We start from the raw sequence: 22802 nt of genomic DNA on the forward strand, positions 1-22802 counted from the left end.
CACGGCGCCGGAGGCCGCGGGCCCGGGCGCCCGTCCGACACGCCGACGCCGCGCCGGACCGCCTTCCGGCAGCCCCCGAGCCGTGGTGCACTCCTGCCGTGGACATCGGGGGATGGGACGTGCAGCTGCGCTCGGGGGGCCGTTCGTGGCGCGTGGTGGCCAAGCGGTGCGACACCGTGGCCCTGGACGTCGGCCTCGCGCCGGGCGAGGGGGTGCAGCGCATCTCGTTCGGCAGCTCGTACCGCCCCGTGGTCGCGCCGGGCCGGTCGCTGGAGGGCATCTTCAACTGCTCCACCGAAGGCTGCGACCCGCACGTCGTGCTCTCGTGGCACACCGAGGACGGCGCGAGGGAGAGCCGCACCATCGCCCTCGAGCTGGTCTGAGGCGGTCCCTCAGCCGACGAGCCGGCCGAGGGCGTCGAGCCGCAGGTCGGCCGCCTCGCGCGTGCCCTGCGCGGTGAAGTGGGCCTGCTCGGCGCGGCCCCAGCCGTGCCAGTGCTCCTCCACCTCGGCGCCGTCGCGCTCCAGCCCGCGCCGCAGCCGCAGCGCGGGGGGCGCCTCGACCCACACCAGCAGGCTCCGGTACGGCGCGAGCACCGCCGCGCCCGCCCCCACGCCCTCGAGCACCACGACGTCCCCGGCGCCCACGGGGCCGAGCCGGTGGGTCTCGGCGAAGGCACCGGCGTACCAGTCGTAGCGGTGGTAGGTGCCGACCCCGCCGGCGGCCAGCGGGCCCACGACGTCGCGGGCGAGCCGCGCGGGCGCGGCCTCGAGCCCGTCCCACCCCTCGTAGTGGTCGTCCATGTGCAGCACGGTGACGTCGCCCCCCAGCCGGGGGTCGGCGGCGAGGGCGGCGGCCAGGGCACCGGCCGCGGTGGTCTTGCCCGAGCCCGCCGGGCCGTCGAGGCACAGCAGGCGCGCTGCGCCGCAGCGCGCCGGGGCGGTGACGAGGCGGCCGAGGACGGCGGCGAGCGTCGCGGCGGGCAGGGGGCCGGGCGCGGCCGGGGCAGCGGGCGTGGGGGAGCCCACCTCAGCCGAGGGCGAGGCCCGCGCCCCGGTACGTCGGCACGGTCCGCTCGACGGCCCGCCCCCGCACCAGGTGCACCACGTCGGTGTGCTCGAACGGCTCGCCCGACTTGGCGTGGCGGAACCAGACGAGGTCGCCGACCGCGAGCGCGTCCGCGCCGGGGCCGACCAGCGGCGTCTGCACCTCGCCGGCGCCCTCGAGCCCGGTGAGCTCGAGCCCGGGCGGCGCCCAGGGGATCGGCAGGCGGTCGGGGCCCGCCGCACCGGACGCGGCGTACCCGCCGCCGTGCACGGTCGCCACACCCGGCCCGGGTCGCCGCGTCACGGGCACGCCGTAGAACGCCGCCGGCCGGGGGGCGAAGGAGCGGTAGTGGTCGAACAGCCCGGGCACCAGCAGCCCCGAGCCCGCCGCGACCTCGGTCACCGACGGGTCGGCGGCCGACTCCGCGACCGAGCCGGACCCCCCGGCGTTGAGGAGCTCGAGCGGGGCGAGGTCGGCGAGCGCCGCGACGAGCTCGGCGCGCCGCTCGCGCAGCTGGCGCAGGGACGCGCGCTTGAGCTGCCGCACGACCGCCATGCGCGGGCCGCGGCCCGGCACGTCGTCGGCCACGCCCGCCACCTGGCCCTCGTAGGTCATCACCCCGACGAGCACGAAGCCCGGGCGCCCGACCACGACCCGGGCCAGGGCGACGGCGTCGGCGACGCTGCGCAGGGGGGAGCGCTTGGGCCCGACGTGGGTGCCGCCTGGACCGTGGAACCCGGCGTCGACGTCGAGCGCGACCCGCACGGGGACGGCCTTGGAGGAGCGGACGCTGTCGACCACGTCGAGGTGCGCCACGTCGTCGACCATCAACGTCACGGAGGCGGCGGCGGACGGCGACGACGTCAGCCGCGCCAGGGCGGCCCGGTCGACGCTGGGGTAGCCGACGACCACGTCGTCGCTGATCCCCTGCTCGTGCAGCCACAGCGCCTCGGCGAGCGTGTAGCCGAGCACGCCGGCGAAGCCGTCGGTGGCGAGTGCGCGCCGCACCAGCTCGGGCACGCGCAGCGACTTCGACGCCACCCGCACGGGCGTCCCGCCGGCACGCCGCACGAGGTCGGCGGCGTTGGCGTCGAACGCGTCGAGGTCGACGACGGCGGCGGGCGTGGCGGCAGGGGTGGGCAGCCCGCTCAGCGCGGCCGTCAGCCGGTCACCGAGCCGGTGCCGCTCGGCGAGGCCGGCGACCACGTCGGGCCGCGGGCTCACTGGATGCCGCGACGGCGCAGGAGCGCCTCGATGTCGGCGAGGTCGTCGTCGACGGGCGCGGCGCCGGCGGGCGGGCGCGCGGCGCCGCGGTCGGGGGTCTCCGCACGGCCGGCGCCCCGCCCCTGCGCCGGGGGCACGGCGCGCGTCGCCTCGCCGGCGGGCACCGCCCGGGGACGGGGCGTCGTGCCGACGCCCCGGGCGGCGAGCACGCCGCCCAGCACGATCAGCAGCGCGCCGGCACCCGCCAGCGCCACTCCCGTCCACACGACGGGGGAGAAGACGAGGCCGCTCGCCCAGTCGCCGACGGCGACGGCCACGTCGCCGGCCAGCTCGAGCGTGCCCGTGAGGTAGGCGGCGGGGGCGAGCAGCGTGATGCCGGCCCCCCGCACGGCGGAGGCGACGCCGCGGGCGCGCCACGCGTAGACGGTCCACGCCGCGCCGAGGGCGGTCAGCACGGCGGCCAGGGCGAGCCAGGTCGAGTCCACCCGACCACCCTAGCCAGAGTCGGCGCCGACGGCTGCCGGTGCGGCCGCGATGTCGCGACGCTGCGATGATGGTGCGGTGGACGAGCAGCGTGCGCCGGGTGGGCCCGGCCAGGAGGACCGCGTCGTCGGGCGCACGATCCCCGACCCGGGCTTCGCCGACGACTCCGGGGCCGCGGACCCCGCGCTGCGGGCCGTCCTCGCCGAGTACGACGCGGGTCGCGCCGACCACGCCGCGGCCCTCGCGGCGCTCCTGGAGGCCCGGCTGCTGGTGCCGGTGGTCGCGATCCTCGGGGAGGTCGAGGTCGACGACGCCGGCCTCACGCACGACAAGAGCAGCGACATGGCCACGGTCCTGGTGACCGGGCGCGACGGGCGGCAGGCGCTGCTGGCGTTCACCGGCCACGACAGCCTCGTGCGCTGGCGGGCCGACGCCCGGCCGGTGCCCGTCGCGACCGAGCTGGCCGCGCGCTCCGCGATCCAGGACGGCGCGGCCGCCCTCGTGGTCGACATCGCCGGGCCGTCGCGGTTCGTGGTCGCGGGGGAGGACCTCGAGGCCGCCGCCCGGGGCTGGCGCCTGGGCCGGGTCGGTGACGGCTACGCGTGGATTGGCGCGCCCGCGGAATAGTCCGCTAGTCTCCCTCGTTGACCGATCAGTGGTGACCTGCGTCCGCGGGCCGCCGCCGATCTCCAAGCGGAGACCAGCAGCACCCGTCTCCCACCCGCACCGACCGATCGGGCCCAGCGCCCACCAGGTCGTCGGGTCCGGTCGGGCTCCACGCCTCGGCGTGGTGGCCCACGCAGGGCGTCGCCCGGGATGGAACCCGTGGTGCGTCGTGCGGCGACGTCGTCGCGACTGGCTTCCGCTTGTTCGTCAGCGGGAGCCTTTTCGTGTTCCCGGGACCCTTCCAGGGTCGCCGGGGCGCGACGAGGAACCCGTCCGCCGTGCCAACCAGGAGGACACATCAGCACCGAGCTGCGCATCAACGATCGGATCCGGGTCTCCGAGGTCCGACTTGTCGGTCCCAACGGCGAGACCGTCGGCATCGTCCCCACGGGCGACGCCCTCCGACTCGCGCAGGAAGCCGGTCTCGACCTGGTCGAGGTCGCTCCCATGGCGCGCCCGCCGGTCTGCAAGCTCATGGACTACGGCAAGTTCCGCTACGAGACTGCCCAGAAGGCTCGTGAGGCGCGTCGCAACCAGTCGAACGTGGTCATCAAGGAGATGAAGCTCCGACCGAAGATCGACGCGCACGACTACGAGACCAAGAAGGGCCACGTCGTCCGGTTCCTCCGGGCCGGCGACAAGGTCAAGATCACGATCATGTTCCGCGGTCGCGAGCAGCACCGTCCCGAGCTGGGCTTCCGGCTGCTGCAGCGCCTGGCCGACGACGTCGAGGAGCTGGGCTTCGTCGAGTCGTCGCCGAAGCAGGACGGCCGCAACATGATCATGGTCCTCGGCCCGCACAAGAAGAAGGCCGAGGCGAAGGCCGAGGTCAAGGCCGAGAAGGAGACCCGCGCCGCCGAGCGCGCGGCCGAGGTGGCCGAGGAGCGCGCCGAGCGCACCGCCGCCCACGCCACGACGCCGGCCGCTCAGAAGAAGGAGCGGGGTCGCTCGGAGAACCTCGACCCCGAGATCGAGGCCTGAGCGAGGAGTCCCGGACCCGGTCCGCGACCCCGAACGACGACGTACGCCGTCGGCCACCTCCGGTGGTCGGCACGAGAAGAGAGTGAATCGACATGCCGAAGAACAAGAGCCACTCCGGTGCGGGCAAGCGCTTCCGGGTGACCGGCAGCGGCAAGATCCTGCGGGAGAAGGCCGGCAAGCGCCACAACCTCGAGAAGAAGCCCTCGAAGGTCACGCGGCGCATGACGGGCACGGTCGAGGTCGCCAAGGCCGACGTCCCCCGCGCCAAGAAGATGCTGGGTCTCTGACCTTCCCCACCCCGTGGCGGCGGGCCAGTCCCGCCCCGCACCCGAACTGAACGAGGAGCAACAACGTGGCACGCGTCAAGCGGGCAGTGAATGCCCAGAAGAAGCGCCGGACGACCCTCGAGCGCGCCAGCGGCTACCGCGGCCAGCGCTCGCGCCTGTACCGCAAGGCGAAGGAGCAGGTCACCCACTCGCTGGTCTACAGCTACAACGACCGGCGCAAGAACAAGGGCAACTTCCGTCGCCTCTGGATCCAGCGCATCAACGCCGCCGCGCGTGCGCAGGGCATGACCTACAACCGCTTCATCCAGGGCCTGAACCTGGCGGGCGTCGAGGTCGACCGCAAGATCCTCGCGGACCTGGCCGTCAACGACCCGGCCGCGTTCACCGCGCTCGTGGAGACGGCCAAGGCCGCCCTGCCGGACGACGTCAACGCCGCGAAGGTCTCGGCCTGACCGCCAGCCCGCTCGCGCCCGGCAACCCCCGGGTCAAGGAAGCGCGCAAGCTCAGCCGCCGCTCGGTACGCACCGAGCGGCGGCTGTTCCTCGTGGACGGCCCGAAGGCCGTCGAGGGCGCGCTCGAGGTCCCCGGCCGCGTGCGCGAGGTCTTCGTGACCCCCGCGGCCGCCGAGCGGTACGCCGACCTGCTCGCCGCCGTACCCCCGACGACGCCCGTGCGGCTCGTCGAGGAGCGGGCGCTCGCCGGTCTCAGCGACGCCGTGACGCCCGCCGGCGTCGTCGCCACGTGCGACCTGCTCGACGTGCCGCTCGCGGACGTCCTGGCCCCCGCGCCGCGCCTGCTGGCCCTGTGCGCGGACGTGCGCGACCCCGGCAATGCCGGCACCGTCGTGCGCTGCGCCGACGCCGCGGGCGCCGACGGCGTCGTCCTGCTCGGCGACGCGGTCGACCCGCACAACCCCAAGACGGTCCGCGCCAGCGTGGGCAGCGTCTTCCACCTCCCGCTCGCCCAGGTCCCCGACGCGGCCGCGGGGGTCGCCGCTGTGCGCGCCGCCGGTGTGCAGGTGCTCGCCGCGGACGGCGCGGGCGACGTCGACCTGTTCGAGGCCGAGGCCGCGGGCCTGCTCGACGGCCCGACCGCCTGGCTGCTCGGCAACGAGGCCTGGGGCCTGCCCGCGGAGCTCGCGGCCGCCGCCGACCACGTCGTGCGCATCCCGATCCACGGCCGCGCCGAGAGCCTCAACCTGGCGACCGCCGCCGCCCTGTGCCTCTACGCCAGCGCGCGGGCCCAGCGGTCGGTGTCGCGGGGGACCACCGCGCCGTAGCATCGCGCGCATGGTGCCGCCCCCGCCCGACGGTCCGCTCGACGGGCTCCCCGACGGCGTGGTGGTGGCGGACGGCTCCGGCACCACGACGCTGGTCAACGACGTCGCCGCGCGCTGGCTCGGCGCCCCCGCCGCCGACCTCGTCGGCCGCGACCTCGACGACGTGCTGCGCCTGCAGGACACCGACGGCTGCGGCTGGTGTGCCACCAACGACCCGTACGGCGGGCTGCGCACCCGCGTGGGCGTGCCCGAGCAGTCCTGGCTGCTGCCGAACGGCCAGGAGGTGCTGACGGCCGCCCGCATCCGGCGGGGTGCCGGCGGGGCGGTCGACCGGGTGGCGGTGACCCTGCGCTCGGGCCGGGGCCGCGAGCGCCTCGACCGGGAGCGCTCCGACCTCGTCGCCACCCTCGCCCACGAGCTGCGCTCGCCGCTGACGGGCGTGAAGGGCTTCGTGCAGGCCATGCTCAACCGCTGGGACGTGCTGAGCGACGAGCAGAAGCGCCTCATGCTCACCACGGTCAACAGCGACGCCGACCGGCTGAGCCGGCTCATCACCGAGCTGCTCGACGTGGCCCGCATCGACACGGGCCGCCTCGCCCTCTACCCGCGGCCCAGCGACGCCGGCGTGCTCGCGGGCCGCGTCGTCGACTCGATCCGGGCGGGCACGTCCCGCGTCGTCGAGCTCGACGTGGCCGACGACCTCCCGCTCGCGCAGGCCGACCCCGACAAGTTCGTGCAGGTGCTGACCAACCTGGTCGAGAACGCGGTGCGCCACGGCGAGGGCACGGTGCGGGTGGGCCTCGGCCCGGCCCCGGGCGGCGCCGTGCGGATGGTCGTCGACGACGAGGGCCGCGGCATCCCCGAGGAGATCCGGCGACGGGTGTTCACCAAGTTCTGGCAGTACGGCGCGGCGGGCGGCTCGGGGCTGGGGATGTACCTCGTCGGCGGCCTCGTCGGCGCCCACGGCGGCAGCGTGGAGATCGGCGAGGCGCCCGGGGGCGGGGCGCGGGTCGTCGTCACCTGGCCCGGCGCGGACCCGGGTCCCTGACCCGGCCTCCCTGACCCGGCCCCCTGGTCCCGGCCCCCGGTCCCGGCCGGGGCCTCCCTGGGCGGCTCAGCCCTCGCGGCCCTCGAGGCGGTCGAGCCAGCGGCGCAGCAGCCCCTCGAGCTGCTCGCGGTCGTCCGGGTCGAGCAGACCCACGAGCCGGTGCTCGTTGCGCAGGTGCTCGTCGAAGGCGGCGTCGATGACCCGGCGACCCGCGGCGGTGAGGCCGACGACGCGCATCCGGGCGTCCCCCGCGGCGCGGCGCCGGGAGACGAGGCCGGCCTCGGCGAGGCGGTCGAGCCGCTTCGAGACGGCGCCGGTCGTCACCATCGTCGACTGGGCGATCTCGCCGGGGGCCAGCTCGAAGGGGTCGCCGGCGCGCCGCAGGGTCGCGAGCACGTCGAACTCGCCCTCGCCGAGGCCGTGGCGCCGGTAGACCGTGAGCAGCTCCTCGGTCAGCGCGCCGGCGAGGCGGTGGAGCCGGCCGACGAGGCCCTGGGGCGAGACGTCGAGGTCGGGGCGCTCGGCCCGCCACTGGGCCTGCACCAGGTCGACGCGGTCGGGTTCTCGGGTCACGGGGTGGACCTTACCTTCCGCGGAAGGCATGGTGGCTTCCGTGGAAGACAAATTGCGGCGGATCGCCGTCACCGCCGTGGCCCCCGTCGCCTGGGGGAGCACCTACGTGGTCACCCGCCAGCTGCTGCCGGCCGACGCGCCGCTGTGGGGCGCCGCGCTGCGGGCGCTGCCCGCCGGCCTCGTGCTGCTCCTGCTGGCCCGCTCCCTGCCGCGCGGTGCCTGGTGGTGGCGCTCCGCCGTGCTGGGGGTGCTCAACGTGGGGGCGTTCTTCGTGCTGGTGTACGTCGCGGCGCAGCGCCTGCCCTCGAGCGTGGCGTCGGTCGTCATGGCGCTCGCCCCCCTGGTGCTGCTCGGCACGGCCTGGGCAGTGGACGCGGCGCGCCCCACCCTGCGGGAGGTGCTGCTCGCCTGCGTCGGCGCGGCTGGGGTGGTGGGCATCGTGCGGGGCGCCGTCGGCGGGGTCGACGGTCCCGGCCTGCTGGCGTCGGCCGCCGCCCTCGCGCTGTCGAGCCTGGGCTTCGTGCTCGCCCGGCGCTGGAGCCGCCGTGACACGGTGCCGGTCGTGGCCTCGACGGCCTGGCAGCTGGTCGCGGGCGGGGGCGCCCTCCTCGTCGTGGCCGCCGTCGCGGAGGGGGCCCCGCCGACCGTGGACGTCCGCGAGGGTGCCGGGTTCGCGTACGTCGCGCTCGTGGCCACCGCGCTGGCGTTCTGGTGCTGGTTCGCCGGGCTCGCCCGGCTCGACGTCGCCACGGTGGGTCTCGTCGGGCTGCTCAACCCCGTCGCCGGGGTGCTGCTGGGGACGGCGGTGGCGGGGGAGCGGCTGGCGCCGGTCCAGGTCGCAGGGGTGCTCGTGGTGCTGGGCGCGGTGGGGTTCGCAGCCGTCGGGCGCGAGCGTCGACCGACACCCCTCGGGCAAACCGGTTCGTCGCCCGCGGCGGTGGGTTCCTAGACTGTGCCGCGGCCCGCGGCGCCGGCGTACCCACGTCGACCTCGCCTCGGGGGCGCACCACGCCCGGGCCGCACGCCACCTCACGCGGAAAGGCCGTCATGTCGGGCCCGAACAACCCCTACGACCCGGTCGAGGTCACCCCGCTCAAGGCCGAGGCCGTGGAAGCGATGCGCGAGGCCGCCGTGGCGGCGATCGCGGCCGCCGCCGACCTCGAGCAGCTCAAGCAGGTGCGCATCGAGCACACCGGCGACCGCTCGCCCCTGGCGCTGGCGAACCGCGAGATCGGCGCGCTGCCCCCGCAGGCCCGCAAGGACGCCGGCCAGCGCATCGGCCGCGCCCGCGGGGAGGTGGCCAAGGCGCTCGCCGCCCGCCAGGAGGTGCTCGAGGCCGAGCACGAGGAGCGGATGCTCGTCGAGGAGACCGTCGACGTCACCGTCGCCACCGACCGCCGCCCGCGCGGCGCCCGGCACCCGCTGACGACCGGCGCGGAGCGCGTCGCGGACGTGTTCGTCGCCATGGGCTGGGAGATCGCCGAGGGCCCGGTCATCGAGGCCGAGTGGCTCAACTTCGACGCCCTCAACCTCGGTCCCGACCACCCGGCGCGCACCATGCAGGACACGTTCTGGACCTCCCCGCCGGAGAACCACGTCGTGCTGCGCACCCACACCTCCCCGGTGCAGGCCCGCTCGATGCTGACCCGCACCCCGCCGATCTACGTCGCGTGCCCGGGCCGCGTGTTCCGCACGGACGAGTACGACGCCACGCACTCCCCGATGTTCCACCAGGTCGAGGGCCTGGCGATCGACGAGGGCATCACGATGGCCCACCTCAAGGGCACCCTCGACCACTTCGCCGCCGCGATGTTCGGCGAGGGGATCACGACGCGGTTCCGCCCGTCGTACTTCCCGTTCACCGAGCCCAGCGCCGAGGTCGACCTGGTCTGCTTCGTGTGCCGGGGCGCGGCCGTCGACGAGACGGGGGAGACGTGCCGCACCTGTCGCGGCGAGGGCTGGATCGAGTGGGGCGGCTGCGGCGTCGTGAACCCGCGGGTGCTCGTGGCCTGCGGTGTCGACCCCGAGCGCTACACCGGGTTCGCCTTCGGCATGGGCATCGACCGGACGCTCATGTTCCGGCACGGCGTCGAGGACCTGCGCGGCTTCTTCGAGGGAGACGTCCGCTTCACCACCGCCTTCGGAACGGAGATCTGACAAGTGCTGGCCCCGGTTTCCTGGATCCGCGAGTACGTCGAGCTCCCCGACGACGTCACGACGGAGGCCCTCGCCGCACGGCTGACGGCGCTCGGTCTCAAGCTGGAGGCGATCACCCGCACCGGCGAGGGCATCACCGGCCCGCTGGTGGTCGGCCGCGTGCTGACGATGGAGCCCGAGAAGCAGAAGAACGGCAAGACGATCAACTGGTGCTCCGTCGACGTCGGCGACGCCAACGGCACCGGTGAGCCCCAGGGCATCGTCTGCGGCGCACACAACTTCGCCCCCGGCGACCTCGTCGTCGTCGTGCTGCCGGGCGGCGTGCTGCCCGGGGGCTTCGCGATCTCGGCGCGCAAGACCTACGGCCACGTCTCGGCCGGGATGATGTGCTCCACCTCCGAGCTCGGTCTCGGCGAGGAGCACGACGGCATCATCGTGCTGCCCGCCGGCGCCGGCGAGCCGGGCGACAGCGCCTTCGGCGTGCTGGGGCTCGGCGAGGAGGTCATCGAGTTCGAGATCAACCCCGACCGCGCCTACGCGCTCTCCTTGCGCGGTGTCGCCCGTGAGGCGGCGCTGGCGTTCGGGGCGCCGTACACCGACCCCGTGCTGCGCGACCTGCGCACGGGCGAGGCGGCCGACGGTGCGGCGTACCCCGTCGAGGTCGACGACCCCGAGGGGTGCCCGGTCTTCGTGGCCCGCCTCGTCTCGGGCTTCGACCCGGCGGCGCCCACGCCCGCCTGGATGCAGCGCCGCCTGCAGCTGGCCGGCATGCGCCCGATCTCGCTGGCCGTCGACGTCACGAACTACGTGATGCTCGAGACGGGCCGGCCGATCCACGCCTACGACGCCGACGCCGTGCGGGGCACCCTGCGGGTGCGCCGCGCTGCCGCGGGGGAGCGGCTCACCACGCTCGACGACGCCGACCGCGCGCTCTCGCCGGAGGACCTCGTCGTCACCGACGACTCGGGCCCCATCGGGCTGGGCGGCGTCATGGGCGGCGCGTCCACCGAGATCTCCGCGTCCACCACCCGCGTCCTCGTCGAGTCGGCCCACTGGGACGCGACGACGATGTTCCGCACGGGCCGCCGGCACAAGATCACCTCGGAGGCCGGCAAGCGCAACGAGCGCGGGGTCGACCCGACCATCTGCGCCGCGGCGGCCGACCGGGTCGTCGAGCTGCTCGTGGAGCTGGGCGGGGGCACGGCCGAGCCGGGCACGACGTACGTCGGTGCGCCGCCCGCGCCGGCGACGATCGCGCTGCGGGCCGACCTGCCGGCCCGCGTGACGGGCATGCCCATCGACGCCGACACCACGGTGGCGCACCTGGAGGCCGTCGGCTGCGCGGTGACCCGCGACGGCGACGCCCTGCAGGCCATCGTGCCGCCGTGGCGCCCCGACCTGACCGACCCGTTCGACCTGGTCGAGGAGGTCGCCCGCATCGTCGGGTACGACGAGGTCCCCTCCGTCCTGCCCACACCCACCGCCGGTCGCGGGCTCACCCGCTCGCAGGTGCTGCGCCGCCGCGTCGGTCGCGTGCTGGCCGGGGCCGGGCTCGTCGAGGTCGTCAGCTTCCCGTTCACCGGGGAGGCGGCGCTCGACGCCCTCGAGGTGCCGGCCGACGACGAGCGCCGCGACGCGGTGCGCCTCGCCAACCCGCTCGCCGCCACGGAGCCGCTCTACACGACGACGCTGCTCACCGGCACGCTCGGCGCGGCGGCCCGCAACACGGGCCGCGGCGCCCCCGGGGTCGCGCTCTTCGAGACCGGCGCGGTGGCCTTCGCCTCCGACGTCGCCGCCCCGCTCCTGGGCGTCGACCGCCGGCCGACCACCGACGAGCTGGAGGCGCTCCTCGCGGCCGTGCCGCGCCAGCCGCTCCACCTCGCGGTGGTGCTCGGCGGCGTCCGCGAGAACGCCGGCTGGTGGGGCGCCGGGCGCGCCGCCGACTGGGCCGACGTCGTGGGGATCGTGCGCGACCTGGCCGACGACCTCGGGGTCGAGGTGCGCGTCGCGAACGACCAGCGCGCGCCGTGGCACCCGGGCCGCTGCGCCCGCGTCGACGTCGTGACCGCCGACGGCACCGTCCTTCCCGTGGGTCACGCGGGCGAGCTCCACCCGCGCGTGGTCGCCCGGCTCGGCCTGCCGGCCCGCACGGGTGCGGCGGAGCTCGACCTCGACGTGCTGCTGGGCGCCGTCCCGGACGCCGTGCGCGGGCCCGTCTTCTCGACGTACCCGGTCGCGAAGGAGGACGTCGCCCTGCTCGTCGACGCGTCCGTCGTGGCCGGCGACGTGGAGCGGGCGCTGCGCGACGGGGCCGGTGAGCTGCTGGAGTCCGTGCGCCTCTTCGACGTCTACACGGGCGCCGGCGTGCCGGAGGGGAAGAAGTCGCTCGCGTTCGCGCTGCGCTTCCGCGCCCCCGACCGCACGCTGGCCGAGGGCGAGGCAGCGGCGGCCCGCGACGCGGCGGTGGCCGTGGCCACCGAGCGCACCGGGGCCGTGCTGCGCGGCTGAGACCACCGGCTCCCGGCGACACGCGGCGGGGTGGGTTGGGCGGTCCATGCATGACCATGTATGGTCATGCACATGACGTCCACCTACTCCGTCGCCGTCGCCGGGGCCAGCGGGTACGCCGGGGGCGAGGTGCTACGGCTCCTCCTCGGGCACCCCGCCGTACGCATCGGTGCCCTGACCGGCGGCTCGAACGCCGGCCAGGCGCTGGGCGCGCTCCAGCCGCACCTGCTGCCGCTGGCCGACCGCGTGCTCGAGCCGACCGACCCCGAGACCCTCGCGGGCCACGACGTCGTCTTCCTCGGCCTGCCGCACGGCCAGTCCGCCCCGATCGCCGAGGCGCTGGGCGACGACACCGTCGTCATCGACTGCGGTGCCGACTTCCGCCTGTCCGACGCGAGCGCCTGGGAGCGCTTCTACGACAGCCCCCACGCGGGCACGTGGCCCTACGGCCTGCCCGAGCTGGGTGAGCAGCGGGCGAGCCTGCGGGGCGCCCGCCGCATCGCGGTGCCGGGCTGCTACCCGACCATCTCCACGCTGACCCTCGCCCCGGCGGTCGCTGCCGGCATCGTCACCGGCGACCTCACCGTCGTCGCCGCGTCCGGCACGTCGGGCGCCGGCAAGGCGGCCAAGCCGCACCTGCTGGGCAGCGAGGTGATGGGCAACGCGAGCGCGTACGGCGTGGGCGGCACCCACCGCCACACCCCCGAGATCACGCAGAACCTGGGCCTGCTCACCGACGCCGAGCTGCGCGTCGGCTTCACCCCGCTGCTGGTGCCGATGGCCCGCGGCATCCTCGCCACGTGCACCGCGCCGCTCGCCGCGCCGCTGAGCGCGGAGGAGGCCCACGGGGTGTACGCCGAGGCCTACGCCGACGAGCCGTTCGTGCACGTGCTGCCGCCCGGCCAGTGGCCCGCGACGCAGTCGGTGCTCGGCTCGAACGCCGTGCACCTGCAGGTCACCGTGGACGAGACCGCGAACCGGCTCGTCGCCGTCGGGGTCGTCGACAACCTCGCCAAGGGCACCGGCGGCGCCGCCGTGCAGTGCATGAACCTCGCCCTCGGGCTCGACGAGACCACCGGCCTCTCGACCGTCGGGCTGGCGCCGTGAGCGGCCCCGACGAGACCACCCCCGGCAACGCGCAGGACCAGGAGATCGACGTGACGCAGGACGACGCCGGGCAGGACCAGGGCCAGGAGCAGGGCCAGGACGCGGCCCAGGCAGGGGACCAGGGCCAGGAGCAGGCCGTCCCCGGCCCGTTCACGCTCCACCGCTTCCCCGAGAAGCTGGCCGTCGTGGCCTTCGGGCCCGGCAGCGAGGTGCCGGCGTGGGCGGAGTCGTCGTCCGTGTTCGCCGTGATCGCCACGGCCGTGGGCACGACGGTCGTCTGCGCGGCGCGCGACGTGCCGACGAAGGCCCGGGCGCAGCGCCCGATGACGGCCTTCGAGGTGGCGGGCCCCCTCGACGTCGAACAGCCCGGGCTGCACGTCGAGCTGCTCTCCCCGCTGGCGGAGGCCGGCTGGAGCGCGCGTGTCCTCTCGACGTACGACGCGGAGTGGGTGCTGGTGCCCACCAAGCACGCCGACAAGGCGGAGACCGCGTGGCGACGACGGGGGCACACCGTCTCCGCCGCCGTCCCCGCCACGCCCGCCTCCGGTCGCTGACGCGCCCGCACCCCCCGAAGGACCATCCTCGATGAGCATCACCACCCCCGCCGGCTTCCGTGCCGCCGGTGTCGCCGCCGGGCTCAAGAGCACCGGCGCCGCCGACCTGGCCCTGGTCGTCAACGACGGCCCCCGCTTCGACTCCGCGTCGGTCTTCACGGCCAACCGGTGCAAGGCGAACCCCGTGCTGTGGAGCCAGGAGGTCGTCAAGGACGGCGTCGTGCGCGCCGTCGTCCTCAACTCCGGTGGCGCCAACTGCTACACGGGCGCCGAGGGCTTCCAGACCACCCACGCGGTCGCCGAGCGCGTGGCGGAGCGGGTCGGCATCGGCGCGGTCGACGTGGTCGTCTGTTCCACCGGCCTCATCGGCCTGGCGAACCCCCGCGAGAACCTGCTGGCCGGGGTGGACGCGGCGTACGACGCGCTCTCCGCCGACGGCGGGGAGGACGCGGCGCGCGCGATCATGACGACCGACTCGGTCCACAAGCAGGTCGTCGTCGAGGGGGCCGGCTGGTCCGTGGCCGGGATGGCGAAGGGCGCCGGCATGCTGGCCCCGCAGCTGGCCACCATGCTCGTGGTGCTCACCACCGACGCGGTGGTCCCGGCGGACGAGCTCGACGCCGCGCTGCGCGCCGCCACCCGCGTGAGCTTCGACCGGCTCGACTCCGACGGCTGCATGTCGACGAACGACACCGTCACCGTCCTGGCCTCGGGCGCGAGCGGCATCACGCCGACCGCGGAGGACTTCACGGCCGCCCTGACCCAGGCGTGCACCGAGCTGGCGATGCAGCTGCTCAAGGACGCCGAGGGCGCCGACCACGAGATCGCCATCACGGTGCTGCACGCGGCGAGCGAGGACGACGCCGTCGAGGTCGGTCGCAGCGTGGCGCGCTCGAACCTGTTCAAGGCCGCGGTCTTCGGCCGGGACCCCAACTGGGGTCGTGTGCTGGCCAGCATGGGCACCACGGGCGCCGCCTTCGACCCTGCCGACCTCGACGTCGCGATGAACGGCGTGTGGGTGTGCCGCAGCTCGACCCCGGCGGAGGACCCGGCCGGCGTCGACCTCAGCGGCCGCGAGGTCAGCGTGACGATCGACCTCAAGGCGGGGGACGAGCGGGCGACGGTCTGGACGAACGACCTCACCCACGCCTACGTGCACGAGAACAGCGCGTACTCGTCGTGAGCGGCCCGGACAGCCCCGACAGCCCCGACGGCCCCGGCAGCCCCGAGACCCCCCAGCCCCAGGAGGACCGCGTGGTCGAGGAGATCCACTACAAGCCGAAGGTCGACACCGCCAAGGCGGCCACCTTCGCGGCGGCCCTGCCCTGGCTGAAGGCCTACAACGGCAAGATCGTCGTCATCAAGTACGGCGGCAACGCCATGACCGACGACACCCTCAAGGCCGCCTTCGCGGAGGACGTCGCGTTCCTGCGCTACGCCGGGTTCAAGCCCGTCGTGGTGCACGGCGGCGGTCCCCAGATCAGCGAGATGCTCGGCCGGCTCGACATCGAGTCCGAGTTCCGCGGCGGGCTGCGCGTCACGACGCCGGAGGCGATGGACGTCGTCCGCATGGTGCTCGTGGGCAAGGTGCAGCGTGAGCTGGTCGGCCTGCTCAACACGCACGGCCCGATCGCGGTCGGGCTCTCCGGCGAGGACGCCGGCCTGTTCACGGCCGTGCCGGCCACGACCGTCGTCGACGGCGAGGAGGTCGACCTGGGACTCGTGGGCGAGGTCTCCCACGTCCGCCCCGAGGCCGTGCTCGACATCGTGGAGGCCGGGCGCGTGCCGGTCATCTCGAGCGTCGCGCCCACGGAGGACGGCGTCGTCCACAACGTCAACGCCGACACGGCGGCGGCCGCGCTGGCCGTGGCGCTGGGCGCGGAGAAGCTGCTCGTGCTGACCGACGTCGAGGGCCTCTACCGCGACTGGCCGAACAGCCCCGACCTCGTCGGCGAGATCAGCCCCGAGGCGCTGGCCGAGATGATGCCGTCGCTGGCGAGCGGCATGGTGCCGAAGATGGGTGCCTGCCTGCGCGCCGTGCAGGAGGGCGTGCCGCGGGCCACCGTCGTCGACGGCCGCGAGCCCCACGCCGTGCTCCTCGAGATCTTCACCGACGAGGGCATCGGCACCCAGGTGCTCCCCGGAGTGCCGACCAAGATCCGCACCGCGAAGGTGCCCCCGCAGCAGAAGGAGCAGGCGTGAGCGGCCCGCAGGACACCTCGACCCCCGACGCCCCGGGCGCGGGCGCCTGGCAGGAGCGCTACGCCGGCGCGCTGATGAACACCTTCGGCCCGCCCAAGACCACGCTGGTCCGCGGCAGCGGCGCGCGGGTGTGGGACGCCGATGGCCGGGAGTACGTCGACCTCCTGGGCGGCATCGCGGTCAACACGCTGGGCCACGCCCACCCCGCCCTCGTCGCCGCGGTGAGCAACCAGGTCGCCACGCTGGCGCACGTCTCGAACTTCTTCGCGACCCCGCCGCAGGTGCGCCTCGCCGAGCGCCTGCTCGAGCTGCTGGGCACCGACGGCCGGGTGTTCTTCGCCAACTCCGGCGCCGAGGCCAACGAGGCCGCGCTCAAGCTGACGCGGCGCACGGGGCGCACCCGGCTCGTCGTCGCGGAGGGCGGGTTCCACGGCCGCACGATGGGCGCGCTCGCCCTCACGGCCAAGGAGGCCTACCGCACGCCGTTCGAGCCCCTGCCCGGTGACGTGACCTTCGTGCCGTACGGCGACGCCGACGCGCTCGCCGCGGCCGTCGACGACACCGTGGCCGCCGTCCTGGTCGAGCCCGTCCAGGGCGAGGCCGGGGTCGTCGTGCCGCCTGCCGACTACCTGGTGCGCGTCCAGGAGGTGGCCCGCGCCGCGGGTGCCCTGCTGTGGCTCGACGAGGTGCAGACCGGCGTCGGGCGCACGGGCACGTGGTTCGCGCACCGCAACCCGGCCCTGGTGGCGGGCGACGTCGTCCCCGACATCGTGACGCTCGCCAAGGGTCTCGCCGGCGGCGTGCCGATCGGCGCCTGCATCGCGACGGGCGGCTCGGGCGAGCTGTTCGACCCGGGCAACCACGGCACCACGTTCGGCGGCAACCCGCTGGCCGCGGCCGCGGCCCTCGCCGTCCTCGACACCGTCGAGTCCGAGGGGCTGCTGGAGCGCTCGCGCACGGCCGGCGCCCGCCTGCGCGAGCTCCTGGCCGCCGACGACCGCGTCGTCGAGGTGCGCGGGGAGGGCCTGATGGTGGGCATCGACCTGTCCGTGCCGGTCGCCGCCGAGGCGGTGGCCGCGGGTCAGGACGCCGGGTTCATCCTCAACGCGACGGGGCCTTCCCGGATGCGCTTCGTCCCGCCGCTGGTGCTCGCCGACGCCGACCTGGACGCCCTCGCCGGCGCCTGGTCCGGCATCCTCGACGCCGCGTCCGCCGCGGGAGGTGCCGCATGAGCGCGGGCACGCCGGTGCGCCACCTGCTGCGCGACGACGACCTCTCGCCGGTCGAGCAGGCCCAGGTGCTGGCGCTCGCCGCGGCGTACAAGCGGGAGCCGTACGCCTACCGGCCGCTGGCCGGGCCGCGCACCGTCGCCATGATCTTCGACAAGCAGACGCTGCGCACGCAGTCGTCGTTCGCGGCCGGCATCGCCGAGCTGGGGGGCCACCCCCTCCTCGTCGACGGCGCCCTCGCCGGGATCGGCGTGCGCGAGTCCGTCGCCGACGTCGCCCGGGTGCTCGACCGCCAGGCCAGCGCCGTCGTGTGGCGCACCTACGAGCAGAGCCGTCTCGAGGAGATGGCCGCCTGGTCGCGGGTGCCCGTCGTCAACGCCCTCACCGACGACTTCCACCCCTGCCAGCTGCTGGCCGACCTGCAGACGCTGGCCGAGGCCCGGGGCCCGCTGCCCGGGATGCGCGTCGCGTTCCTCGGCGACGGGGCCTGCAACGTGGCGGCGTCGTGGCTGCTGGGCGGCGCGACCGCGGGCATGCACGTCCGCGTCGCGGCGCCCGACGGGTTCCTCCCCGGCGAGGCCGTGCTCGGCCGCGCCGCCGAGATCGCCGGTACGACGGGCGGCTCCGTGGCCGCGACCACCGACCCCGCCGAGGCCCTGGCCGACGCCGACGTCGTCGTGACCGACACCTGGGTCTCGATGGGTCGCGAGGAGCAGGCCGAGCAGCGCACCGCCGTCTTCGGCGCGTACGCGCTCGACGCGGCGGCGCTCGCGCAGGCCGGCCCCGACGCGCACGTGCTGCACTGCCTGCCGGCGTACCGGGGCAAGGAGATCGCCGCCGAGGTCATCGACGGGCCGCGCTCCCTGGTGTGGGACGAGGCCGAGAACCGGCGCCACGCGCAGAAGGCGGTGCTCGCGTTCCTGCTGGCCCGCTCGGGCCAGCTGCCCGCCGAGGAGACGGCGGCCGTCGAGGACGTCGTCGCCGCGGCCGGGGTCCCCGACCCCGTGGGCGCCTGACCCCGCGGCGCCTGACCCCGTACGCAGCACCCCGCGCGACCGACGAGACCGACGACAGCCAGGAGGAGGTGAGCATGAGCGAGTCCGCCCTGACCCCGCTGACGAAGAACGCCCGGCAGCAGCGGATCACCGACCTCCTCGAGCAGCAGGAGGTGCGCTCGCAGACCGAGCTGGCCGAGCTGCTCGCGGCCCGCGGGGTGCACGTCACCCAGGCGACGCTGTCGCGCGACCTCGTCGAGCTCGACGCCACCAAGGTGCGGGCCCGCTCCGGCGCGATGGTCTACGCCGTCCCGGCCGAGGGCGGCGACCGCACCCCGACGCACCTGCGCGACTCGCAGCAGGGCGCCTCCCGGCTGGCCCGGCTGTGCGGCGAGCTCCTCGTCAGCGCGGAGGCGGCCGGCAACCTCGTGGTGCTGCGCACGCCGCCGGGCGCGGCGCAGTACCTCGCGAACGCGTTCGACAAGGCCGACCTCGGCGACGTCCTCGGCACCATCGCGGGCGACGACACGGTGCTCGTCATCGGCCGCGACCCCGCGGGCGGCGAGGAGCTCGCCCGGCGCTTCACCGCGCTGGCCGACGGCCAGCAGGGCACCTAGCGCGGCACCACCCCGCACGTGCACGACCACGGCGCCCCCGCGCCGTACCCCCCGACCCGGCTGCGGACCCGCAGCCCCCGCGAGACGAAGGAAGACATCACACGTGAGCAAGGTCCTGACCTCCCTGCCCGCCGGCGAGCGCGTCGGCATCGCCTTCTCCGGTGGCCTGGACACCTCCGTCGCCGTCGCCTGGATGCGGGAGAAGGGTGCAGTGCCCTGCACCTACACCGCCGACATCGGCCAGTACGACGAGCCCGACATCGAGGGCGTCCCCGGCCGTGCCCTGGCGTACGGCGCGGAGCTGTCCCGCCTCGTCGACTGCAAGACCCAGCTGGTCGAGGAGGGCCTCGCGGCGCTGGCGTGCGGCGCGTTCCACATCCGCTCCGCGGGCCGCGCGTACTTCAACACCACGCCGCTGGGCCGCGCCGTGACCGGCACGCTCCTGGTGCGCGCGATGCACGAGGACGGCGTCGACATCTGGGGCGACGGCTCGACCTTCAAGGGCAACGACATCGAGCGGTTCTACCGCTACGGCCTGCTCGCGAACCCGGACCTGCGGATCTACAAGCCGTGGCTGGACGCCGACTTCGTCAGCGAGCTGGGCGGACGCACCGAGATGAGCCAGTGGCTCACCGAGCGGGACCTGCCCTACCGCGACAGCAAGGAGAAGGCGTACTCCACGGACGCCAACATCTGGGGCGCCACCCACGAGGCGAAGACGCTGGAGCACCTGGACGTCTCGCTGGAGACGGTCGAGCCGATCATGGGCGTGAAGTTCTGGGACCCGAGCGTCGAGGTGCCCACCGAGGACGTGACGATCACGTTCGAGGCCGGGCGCCCGGTCGCGATCGACGGGCGCCGGTACGACGACCCGGTGGCCCTGGTCCACGAGGCCAACCGCATCGGCGGGCGCCACGGCCTCGGCATGTCGGACCAGATCGAGAACCGCATCATCGAGGCCAAGTCGCGCGGCATCTACGAGGCGCCGGCGCTGGCGCTGCTCTGGATCGCCTACGAGCGCCTGCTCAACGCGATCCACAACGAGGACACGGTCGCCAGCTACCACGTCGAGGGCCGCCGCCTCGGCCGGCTGCTCTACGAGGGCCGCTGGCTCGACCCCCAGGCGTTGATGATCCGCGAGTCCATCCAGCGCTGGATCGCCTCGCTCGTCACCGGCGAGGTGACGCTGCGCCTGCGCCGCGGCGAGGACTACACGATCCTGCGCACCGACGGCCCCGCGTTCTCCTACCACCCGGACAAGCTGTCGATGGAGCGCACGGAGAACGCCGCGTTCGGCCCGAACGACCGCATCGGCCAGCTCACGATGCGCAACCTCGACATCGCCGACTCGCGCTCGAAGCTGGAGGCGTACGCCGCGCAGCCGCTCGACCAGGGGCAGGTGCTGGTCGAGAACGGCACGCTGTTCGGCGAGATCGAGACGGGCGGCGCCGACCGCATCGCCGAGAACGCGGCGCTCGAGGGCGCCGAGGGCGAGGCGCTCGACGCGGCCGCCATGGAGTTCGGGACCGACTGATGAGCGACAAGCAGGAGTCCACCAACACCGGCAAGCTCTGGGGCGGCCGGTTCGCCGGCGGCCCGAGCCCCGAGCTCGAGGCGCTGTCGCGCTCGACGCACTTCGACTGGCGGCTCACGCCGTACGACCTCGCGGGGTCGCGGGCCCACGCCGGCGCGCTGCACCGCGCCGGGCTGCTGACCGACGCCGACCACGCGGAGCTGCTGCGGGGCCTCGACGTGCTGGGGGAGCGTTACGCCGCGGGCGACCTGCGCCCGGGCCCCGACGACGAGGACGTCCACGGCGCCCTCGAGCGGCTGCTGCTCGACGAGGTCGGGCCCGAGGTGGGCGGGCGCCTGCGGGCGGGCCGGTCGCGCAACGACCAGATCGCGACGCTGTTCAAGATGTTCCTGCGCGACCACGCCCGGGTGGTGGCGGACCAGGTGCTCGCGCTGGTCGACGCCCTCGCCGGGCAGGCCGAGCAGCACCTGGGCGCGGTCATGCCGGGGCGCACCCACCTGCAGCACGCGCAGCCGGTGCTGCTGAGCCACCACCTCCTCGCCCACGCCTGGGCCCTGCTGCGCGACGTCGACCGCCTCGCCGACTGGGACGCCCGGGTGGCGGGGGACTCGCCGTACGGCGCGGGCGCCCTCGCGGGCTCCAGCCTGGGGCTCGACCCGCACGGGGTGGCGCAGGAGCTCGGGTTCACCGGCTCGAGCGCGAACTCCATCGACGGCACGGCGTCACGCGACTTCGTCGCCGAGCTCGCCTTCGTCGGCGCGATGGTGGGGGTCGACGTCAGCCGGATCGCGGAGGAGGTCATCCTCTGGTCGACGGCGGAGTTCCGCTTCGTGCGGCTCCACGACTCGTGGTCGACGGGGTCGAGCATCATGCCGCAGAAGAAGAACCCCGACATCGCCGAGCTGGCCCGCGGCAAGGCCGGGCGCCTCATCGGCGACCTCGCCGGGCTGCTCGCCACGCTCAAGGCGCTGCCGCTGGCCTACAACCGCGACCTCCAGGAGGACAAGGAGCCGGTGTTCGACACCGTCGACACCCTCGAGGTCCTGCTGCCCGCGTTCACCGGCATGGTCGCGACCCTCGCGTTCGACACCGACCGGATGGCCGAGCTCGCCCCCCAGGGGTTCTCCCTGGCCACGGACGTGGCGGAGTGGCTGGTGCGCGAGGGGGTCCCCTTCCGCGTGGCGCACGAGGTGGCGGGGGAGTGCGTGCGCCGCTGCGAGGCCGCCGGCACCGACCTGCCCGACCTGACCGACGACGAGCTGCGCGACATCCACCCGGCGCTCACCCCGGGGGTGCGCTCGGTGCTCACCGTCGAGGGGTCCGTGGCCTCCCGCGACGGCGTCGGGGGCACGGCGCCCGTCCGCGTCCGCGAGCAGCTCGACTCCCTGCGGGCGCGCGCCGCGTCGCTGCGCGAGCGCCTGGCCTGAGGAAGGACCCCACTCGATGAGCGACCTCCACGACCTCCACCACCTCCTGGGCGGCCCGGTCGAGGAGGTCGCTCCGTCGTTGCTGGGCCTGCACGTCGTGCACGGCGAGGTGCGGCTGCGCCTCACCGAGGTCGAGGCATACGACGGGGAGCGCGACCCCGCCTCCCACGCGTGGCGGGGCAAGACCGCCCGCAACGCCGCGATGTTCGGCCCCCGGGGGCACGCGTACGTGTACTTCACCTATGGCATGCACTACTGCCTCAACGTGGTGACGGGGGAGGAGGGCACCGCGTCCGGTGTCCTGCTGCGGGCCGGCGAGGTCGTCGCCGGCACCGACATCGCGCAGGCCCGCCGGCCGGGTGCCTCGGCGCGCGACCTCGCCCGCGGACCCGCCCGGCTCACCAAGGCGCTGGGGGTGGACGCCGCCCAGTACGGCGTGCCCCTCCTCGACCCGGAGGGGCAGCTGCGCCTCGAGCGGGCGGGCCACCCGCCCGGGTCGGAACTCGTCTCGAGCGGCCCCCGGGTGGGGGTGAGCCGCGAGGCGGAGCGCCCGTGGCGGTTCTGGCTGACGGGGGACCCGACCGTCAGCGCCTACCGTCCCGCCGCGCCCCGCCGGCGGTAACCCGCTGACCTGCGGTTATGCGTGCTGGACGACTCGGATTTGCACTCCGTTCCCATCCTGCTAATGTTCTCTCTGTCGCGCCGAGCGGCTCCCACTGAAACGGGTCGGAAGACCTGGTCAGCGGTGCGCCACGAAGCCGATCGGGACGAAGAAGGCCTGCTTGACAGGCCGGATGCGAACCGGTAAGTTTCTGCAGGTTGCCCCGAGGGGCCGGAGAGATACCGGCCAAGCGGTGCGCGTGTGATTCTTGAGAACTCAACAG

At 75.1% G+C, this 22802-nt stretch carries 24 protein-coding genes; 20 read left to right on the forward strand and 4 right to left on the reverse strand.

Annotated elements, in window-relative coordinates:
- The first annotated feature begins 98 nt into the window (after window positions 1–98).
- Window positions 99–383 carry a hypothetical protein gene (locus tag ACOACO_RS10925; protein WP_420296247.1) on the forward strand — a complete coding sequence of 95 codons (285 nt, stop codon included), beginning with the start codon at window positions 99–101 and terminating at the stop codon, window positions 381–383.
- Between the two features lie 9 nt (window positions 384–392).
- On the opposite strand, the gene ACOACO_RS10930 is transcribed toward ACOACO_RS10925, so the two are convergent.
- Genes ACOACO_RS10930 through ACOACO_RS10940 form a run of 3 tightly spaced genes read right to left on the reverse strand, consistent with a single transcriptional unit; the run spans window position 393 to window position 2756 of the window.
- A complete protein-coding gene (locus ACOACO_RS10930; RefSeq protein WP_420296248.1) occupies window positions 393–1028 on the reverse strand; it encodes a uridine kinase family protein in 636 nt (211 codons plus the stop codon).
- A 1-nt stretch (window position 1029) separates the two neighbouring features.
- Window positions 1030–2271: an alanine racemase gene (locus tag ACOACO_RS10935; protein WP_420296249.1), complete on the reverse strand. Its 1242-nt coding sequence runs from the start codon at window positions 2269–2271 to the stop codon at window positions 1030–1032.
- Window positions 2268–2756 carry a hypothetical protein gene (locus ACOACO_RS10940; protein WP_420296250.1) on the reverse strand — a complete coding sequence of 163 codons (489 nt, stop codon included), beginning with the start codon at window positions 2754–2756 and terminating at the stop codon, window positions 2268–2270. Before ACOACO_RS10940 ends, ACOACO_RS10935 begins: the two co-directional genes overlap by 4 nt.
- A 76-nt stretch (window positions 2757–2832) precedes the next feature.
- Between ACOACO_RS10940 and ACOACO_RS10945 the strand changes: the two genes are divergently transcribed.
- The 6 genes from ACOACO_RS10945 (at window position 2833) to ACOACO_RS10970 (ending at window position 7015) form a co-directional block, all read left to right on the forward strand.
- Window positions 2833–3381 carry an SseB family protein gene (locus ACOACO_RS10945; RefSeq protein ID WP_420296251.1) on the forward strand — a complete coding sequence of 183 codons (549 nt, stop codon included), beginning with the start codon at window positions 2833–2835 and terminating at the stop codon, window positions 3379–3381.
- Window positions 3382–3570: 189 nt separating this feature from the next.
- Window positions 3571–4401, forward strand: coding sequence for a translation initiation factor IF-3 (gene infC, locus ACOACO_RS10950; RefSeq protein WP_420296252.1), 831 nt, complete (start codon window positions 3571–3573; stop codon window positions 4399–4401).
- Between the two features lie 92 nt (window positions 4402–4493).
- The gene (rpmI, locus tag ACOACO_RS10955; protein ID WP_157339999.1) at window positions 4494–4688 is read left to right on the forward strand and encodes a 50S ribosomal protein L35; all 195 of its coding nucleotides are present in this window, start codon (window positions 4494–4496) and stop codon (window positions 4686–4688) included.
- 65 nt (window positions 4689–4753) lie between these two features.
- On the forward strand, window positions 4754–5140 hold the full coding sequence (gene rplT / locus ACOACO_RS10960; RefSeq protein WP_420296253.1) for a 50S ribosomal protein L20: 387 nt from the start codon (window positions 4754–4756) through the stop codon (window positions 5138–5140).
- Window positions 5137–5967: a TrmH family RNA methyltransferase gene (locus tag ACOACO_RS10965; protein WP_420296331.1), complete on the forward strand. Its 831-nt coding sequence runs from the start codon at window positions 5137–5139 to the stop codon at window positions 5965–5967. Before rplT ends, ACOACO_RS10965 begins: the two co-directional genes overlap by 4 nt.
- A 10-nt stretch (window positions 5968–5977) precedes the next feature.
- Window positions 5978–7015 (forward strand): ATP-binding protein, encoded by a 1038-nt coding sequence (locus tag ACOACO_RS10970; protein ID WP_420296254.1) that lies wholly within the window; start codon window positions 5978–5980, stop codon window positions 7013–7015.
- Between the two features lie 66 nt (window positions 7016–7081).
- Here ACOACO_RS10970 and ACOACO_RS10975 read toward each other — a convergent pair whose 3' ends face one another.
- Window positions 7082–7588: a MarR family winged helix-turn-helix transcriptional regulator gene (locus ACOACO_RS10975; RefSeq protein WP_420296255.1), complete on the reverse strand. Its 507-nt coding sequence runs from the start codon at window positions 7586–7588 to the stop codon at window positions 7082–7084.
- A 31-nt stretch (window positions 7589–7619) separates the two neighbouring features.
- Here ACOACO_RS10975 and ACOACO_RS10980 point away from each other — a divergent pair, with 31 nt between their 5' ends.
- The 13 genes from ACOACO_RS10980 (at window position 7620) to ACOACO_RS11040 (ending at window position 22540) form a co-directional block, all read left to right on the forward strand.
- Window positions 7620–8537: an EamA family transporter gene (locus tag ACOACO_RS10980; RefSeq protein WP_420296256.1), complete on the forward strand. Its 918-nt coding sequence runs from the start codon at window positions 7620–7622 to the stop codon at window positions 8535–8537.
- 98 nt (window positions 8538–8635) lie between these two features.
- Entirely contained in the window at window positions 8636–9745 is a 1110-nt protein-coding gene (gene pheS, locus ACOACO_RS10985) for a phenylalanine--tRNA ligase subunit alpha (RefSeq protein WP_420296257.1), read from the forward strand.
- A 3-nt stretch (window positions 9746–9748) separates the two neighbouring features.
- Entirely contained in the window at window positions 9749–12253 is a 2505-nt protein-coding gene (pheT, locus tag ACOACO_RS10990) for a phenylalanine--tRNA ligase subunit beta (protein ID WP_420296258.1), read from the forward strand.
- 66 nt (window positions 12254–12319) lie between these two features.
- Window positions 12320–13360 carry an N-acetyl-gamma-glutamyl-phosphate reductase gene (gene argC, locus ACOACO_RS10995; protein WP_420296259.1) on the forward strand — a complete coding sequence of 347 codons (1041 nt, stop codon included), beginning with the start codon at window positions 12320–12322 and terminating at the stop codon, window positions 13358–13360.
- Window positions 13357–13914 (forward strand): ACT domain-containing protein, encoded by a 558-nt coding sequence (locus tag ACOACO_RS11000; RefSeq protein ID WP_420296260.1) that lies wholly within the window; start codon window positions 13357–13359, stop codon window positions 13912–13914. The genes argC and ACOACO_RS11000 overlap by 4 nt, the downstream gene beginning before the upstream one ends.
- 31 nt (window positions 13915–13945) lie before the next feature.
- Window positions 13946–15097 (forward strand): bifunctional glutamate N-acetyltransferase/amino-acid acetyltransferase ArgJ, encoded by a 1152-nt coding sequence (gene argJ, locus ACOACO_RS11005; protein ID WP_420296261.1) that lies wholly within the window; start codon window positions 13946–13948, stop codon window positions 15095–15097.
- 71 nt (window positions 15098–15168) lie between these two features.
- Window positions 15169–16116: an acetylglutamate kinase gene (gene argB, locus ACOACO_RS11010; protein ID WP_420296332.1), complete on the forward strand. Its 948-nt coding sequence runs from the start codon at window positions 15169–15171 to the stop codon at window positions 16114–16116.
- Window positions 16113–17348, forward strand: a complete 1236-nt coding sequence (locus tag ACOACO_RS11015) for an acetylornithine transaminase (protein WP_420296262.1) — start codon at window positions 16113–16115, stop codon at window positions 17346–17348. Before argB ends, ACOACO_RS11015 begins: the two co-directional genes overlap by 4 nt.
- On the forward strand, window positions 17345–18361 hold the full coding sequence (argF, locus tag ACOACO_RS11020) for an ornithine carbamoyltransferase (protein ID WP_420296263.1): 1017 nt from the start codon (window positions 17345–17347) through the stop codon (window positions 18359–18361). Before ACOACO_RS11015 ends, argF begins: the two co-directional genes overlap by 4 nt.
- A gap of 74 nt (window positions 18362–18435) precedes the next feature.
- Window positions 18436–18957: an arginine repressor gene (locus tag ACOACO_RS11025; protein ID WP_420296264.1), complete on the forward strand. Its 522-nt coding sequence runs from the start codon at window positions 18436–18438 to the stop codon at window positions 18955–18957.
- A gap of 103 nt (window positions 18958–19060) precedes the next feature.
- Window positions 19061–20491 carry an argininosuccinate synthase gene (gene argG / locus ACOACO_RS11030; protein WP_420296265.1) on the forward strand — a complete coding sequence of 477 codons (1431 nt, stop codon included), beginning with the start codon at window positions 19061–19063 and terminating at the stop codon, window positions 20489–20491.
- Window positions 20491–21918: an argininosuccinate lyase gene (gene argH / locus ACOACO_RS11035; protein WP_420296266.1), complete on the forward strand. Its 1428-nt coding sequence runs from the start codon at window positions 20491–20493 to the stop codon at window positions 21916–21918. Before argG ends, argH begins: the two co-directional genes overlap by 1 nt.
- 16 nt (window positions 21919–21934) lie before the next feature.
- Window positions 21935–22540 (forward strand): DNA-3-methyladenine glycosylase, encoded by a 606-nt coding sequence (locus ACOACO_RS11040; RefSeq protein WP_420296267.1) that lies wholly within the window; start codon window positions 21935–21937, stop codon window positions 22538–22540.
- Window positions 22541–22802: the final 262 nt, after the last annotated feature.

Source organism: Nocardioides sp. CPCC 205120, assembly GCF_048654585.1.
In the GTDB taxonomy this organism is placed as follows: domain Bacteria; phylum Actinomycetota; class Actinomycetes; order Propionibacteriales; family Nocardioidaceae; genus Nocardioides.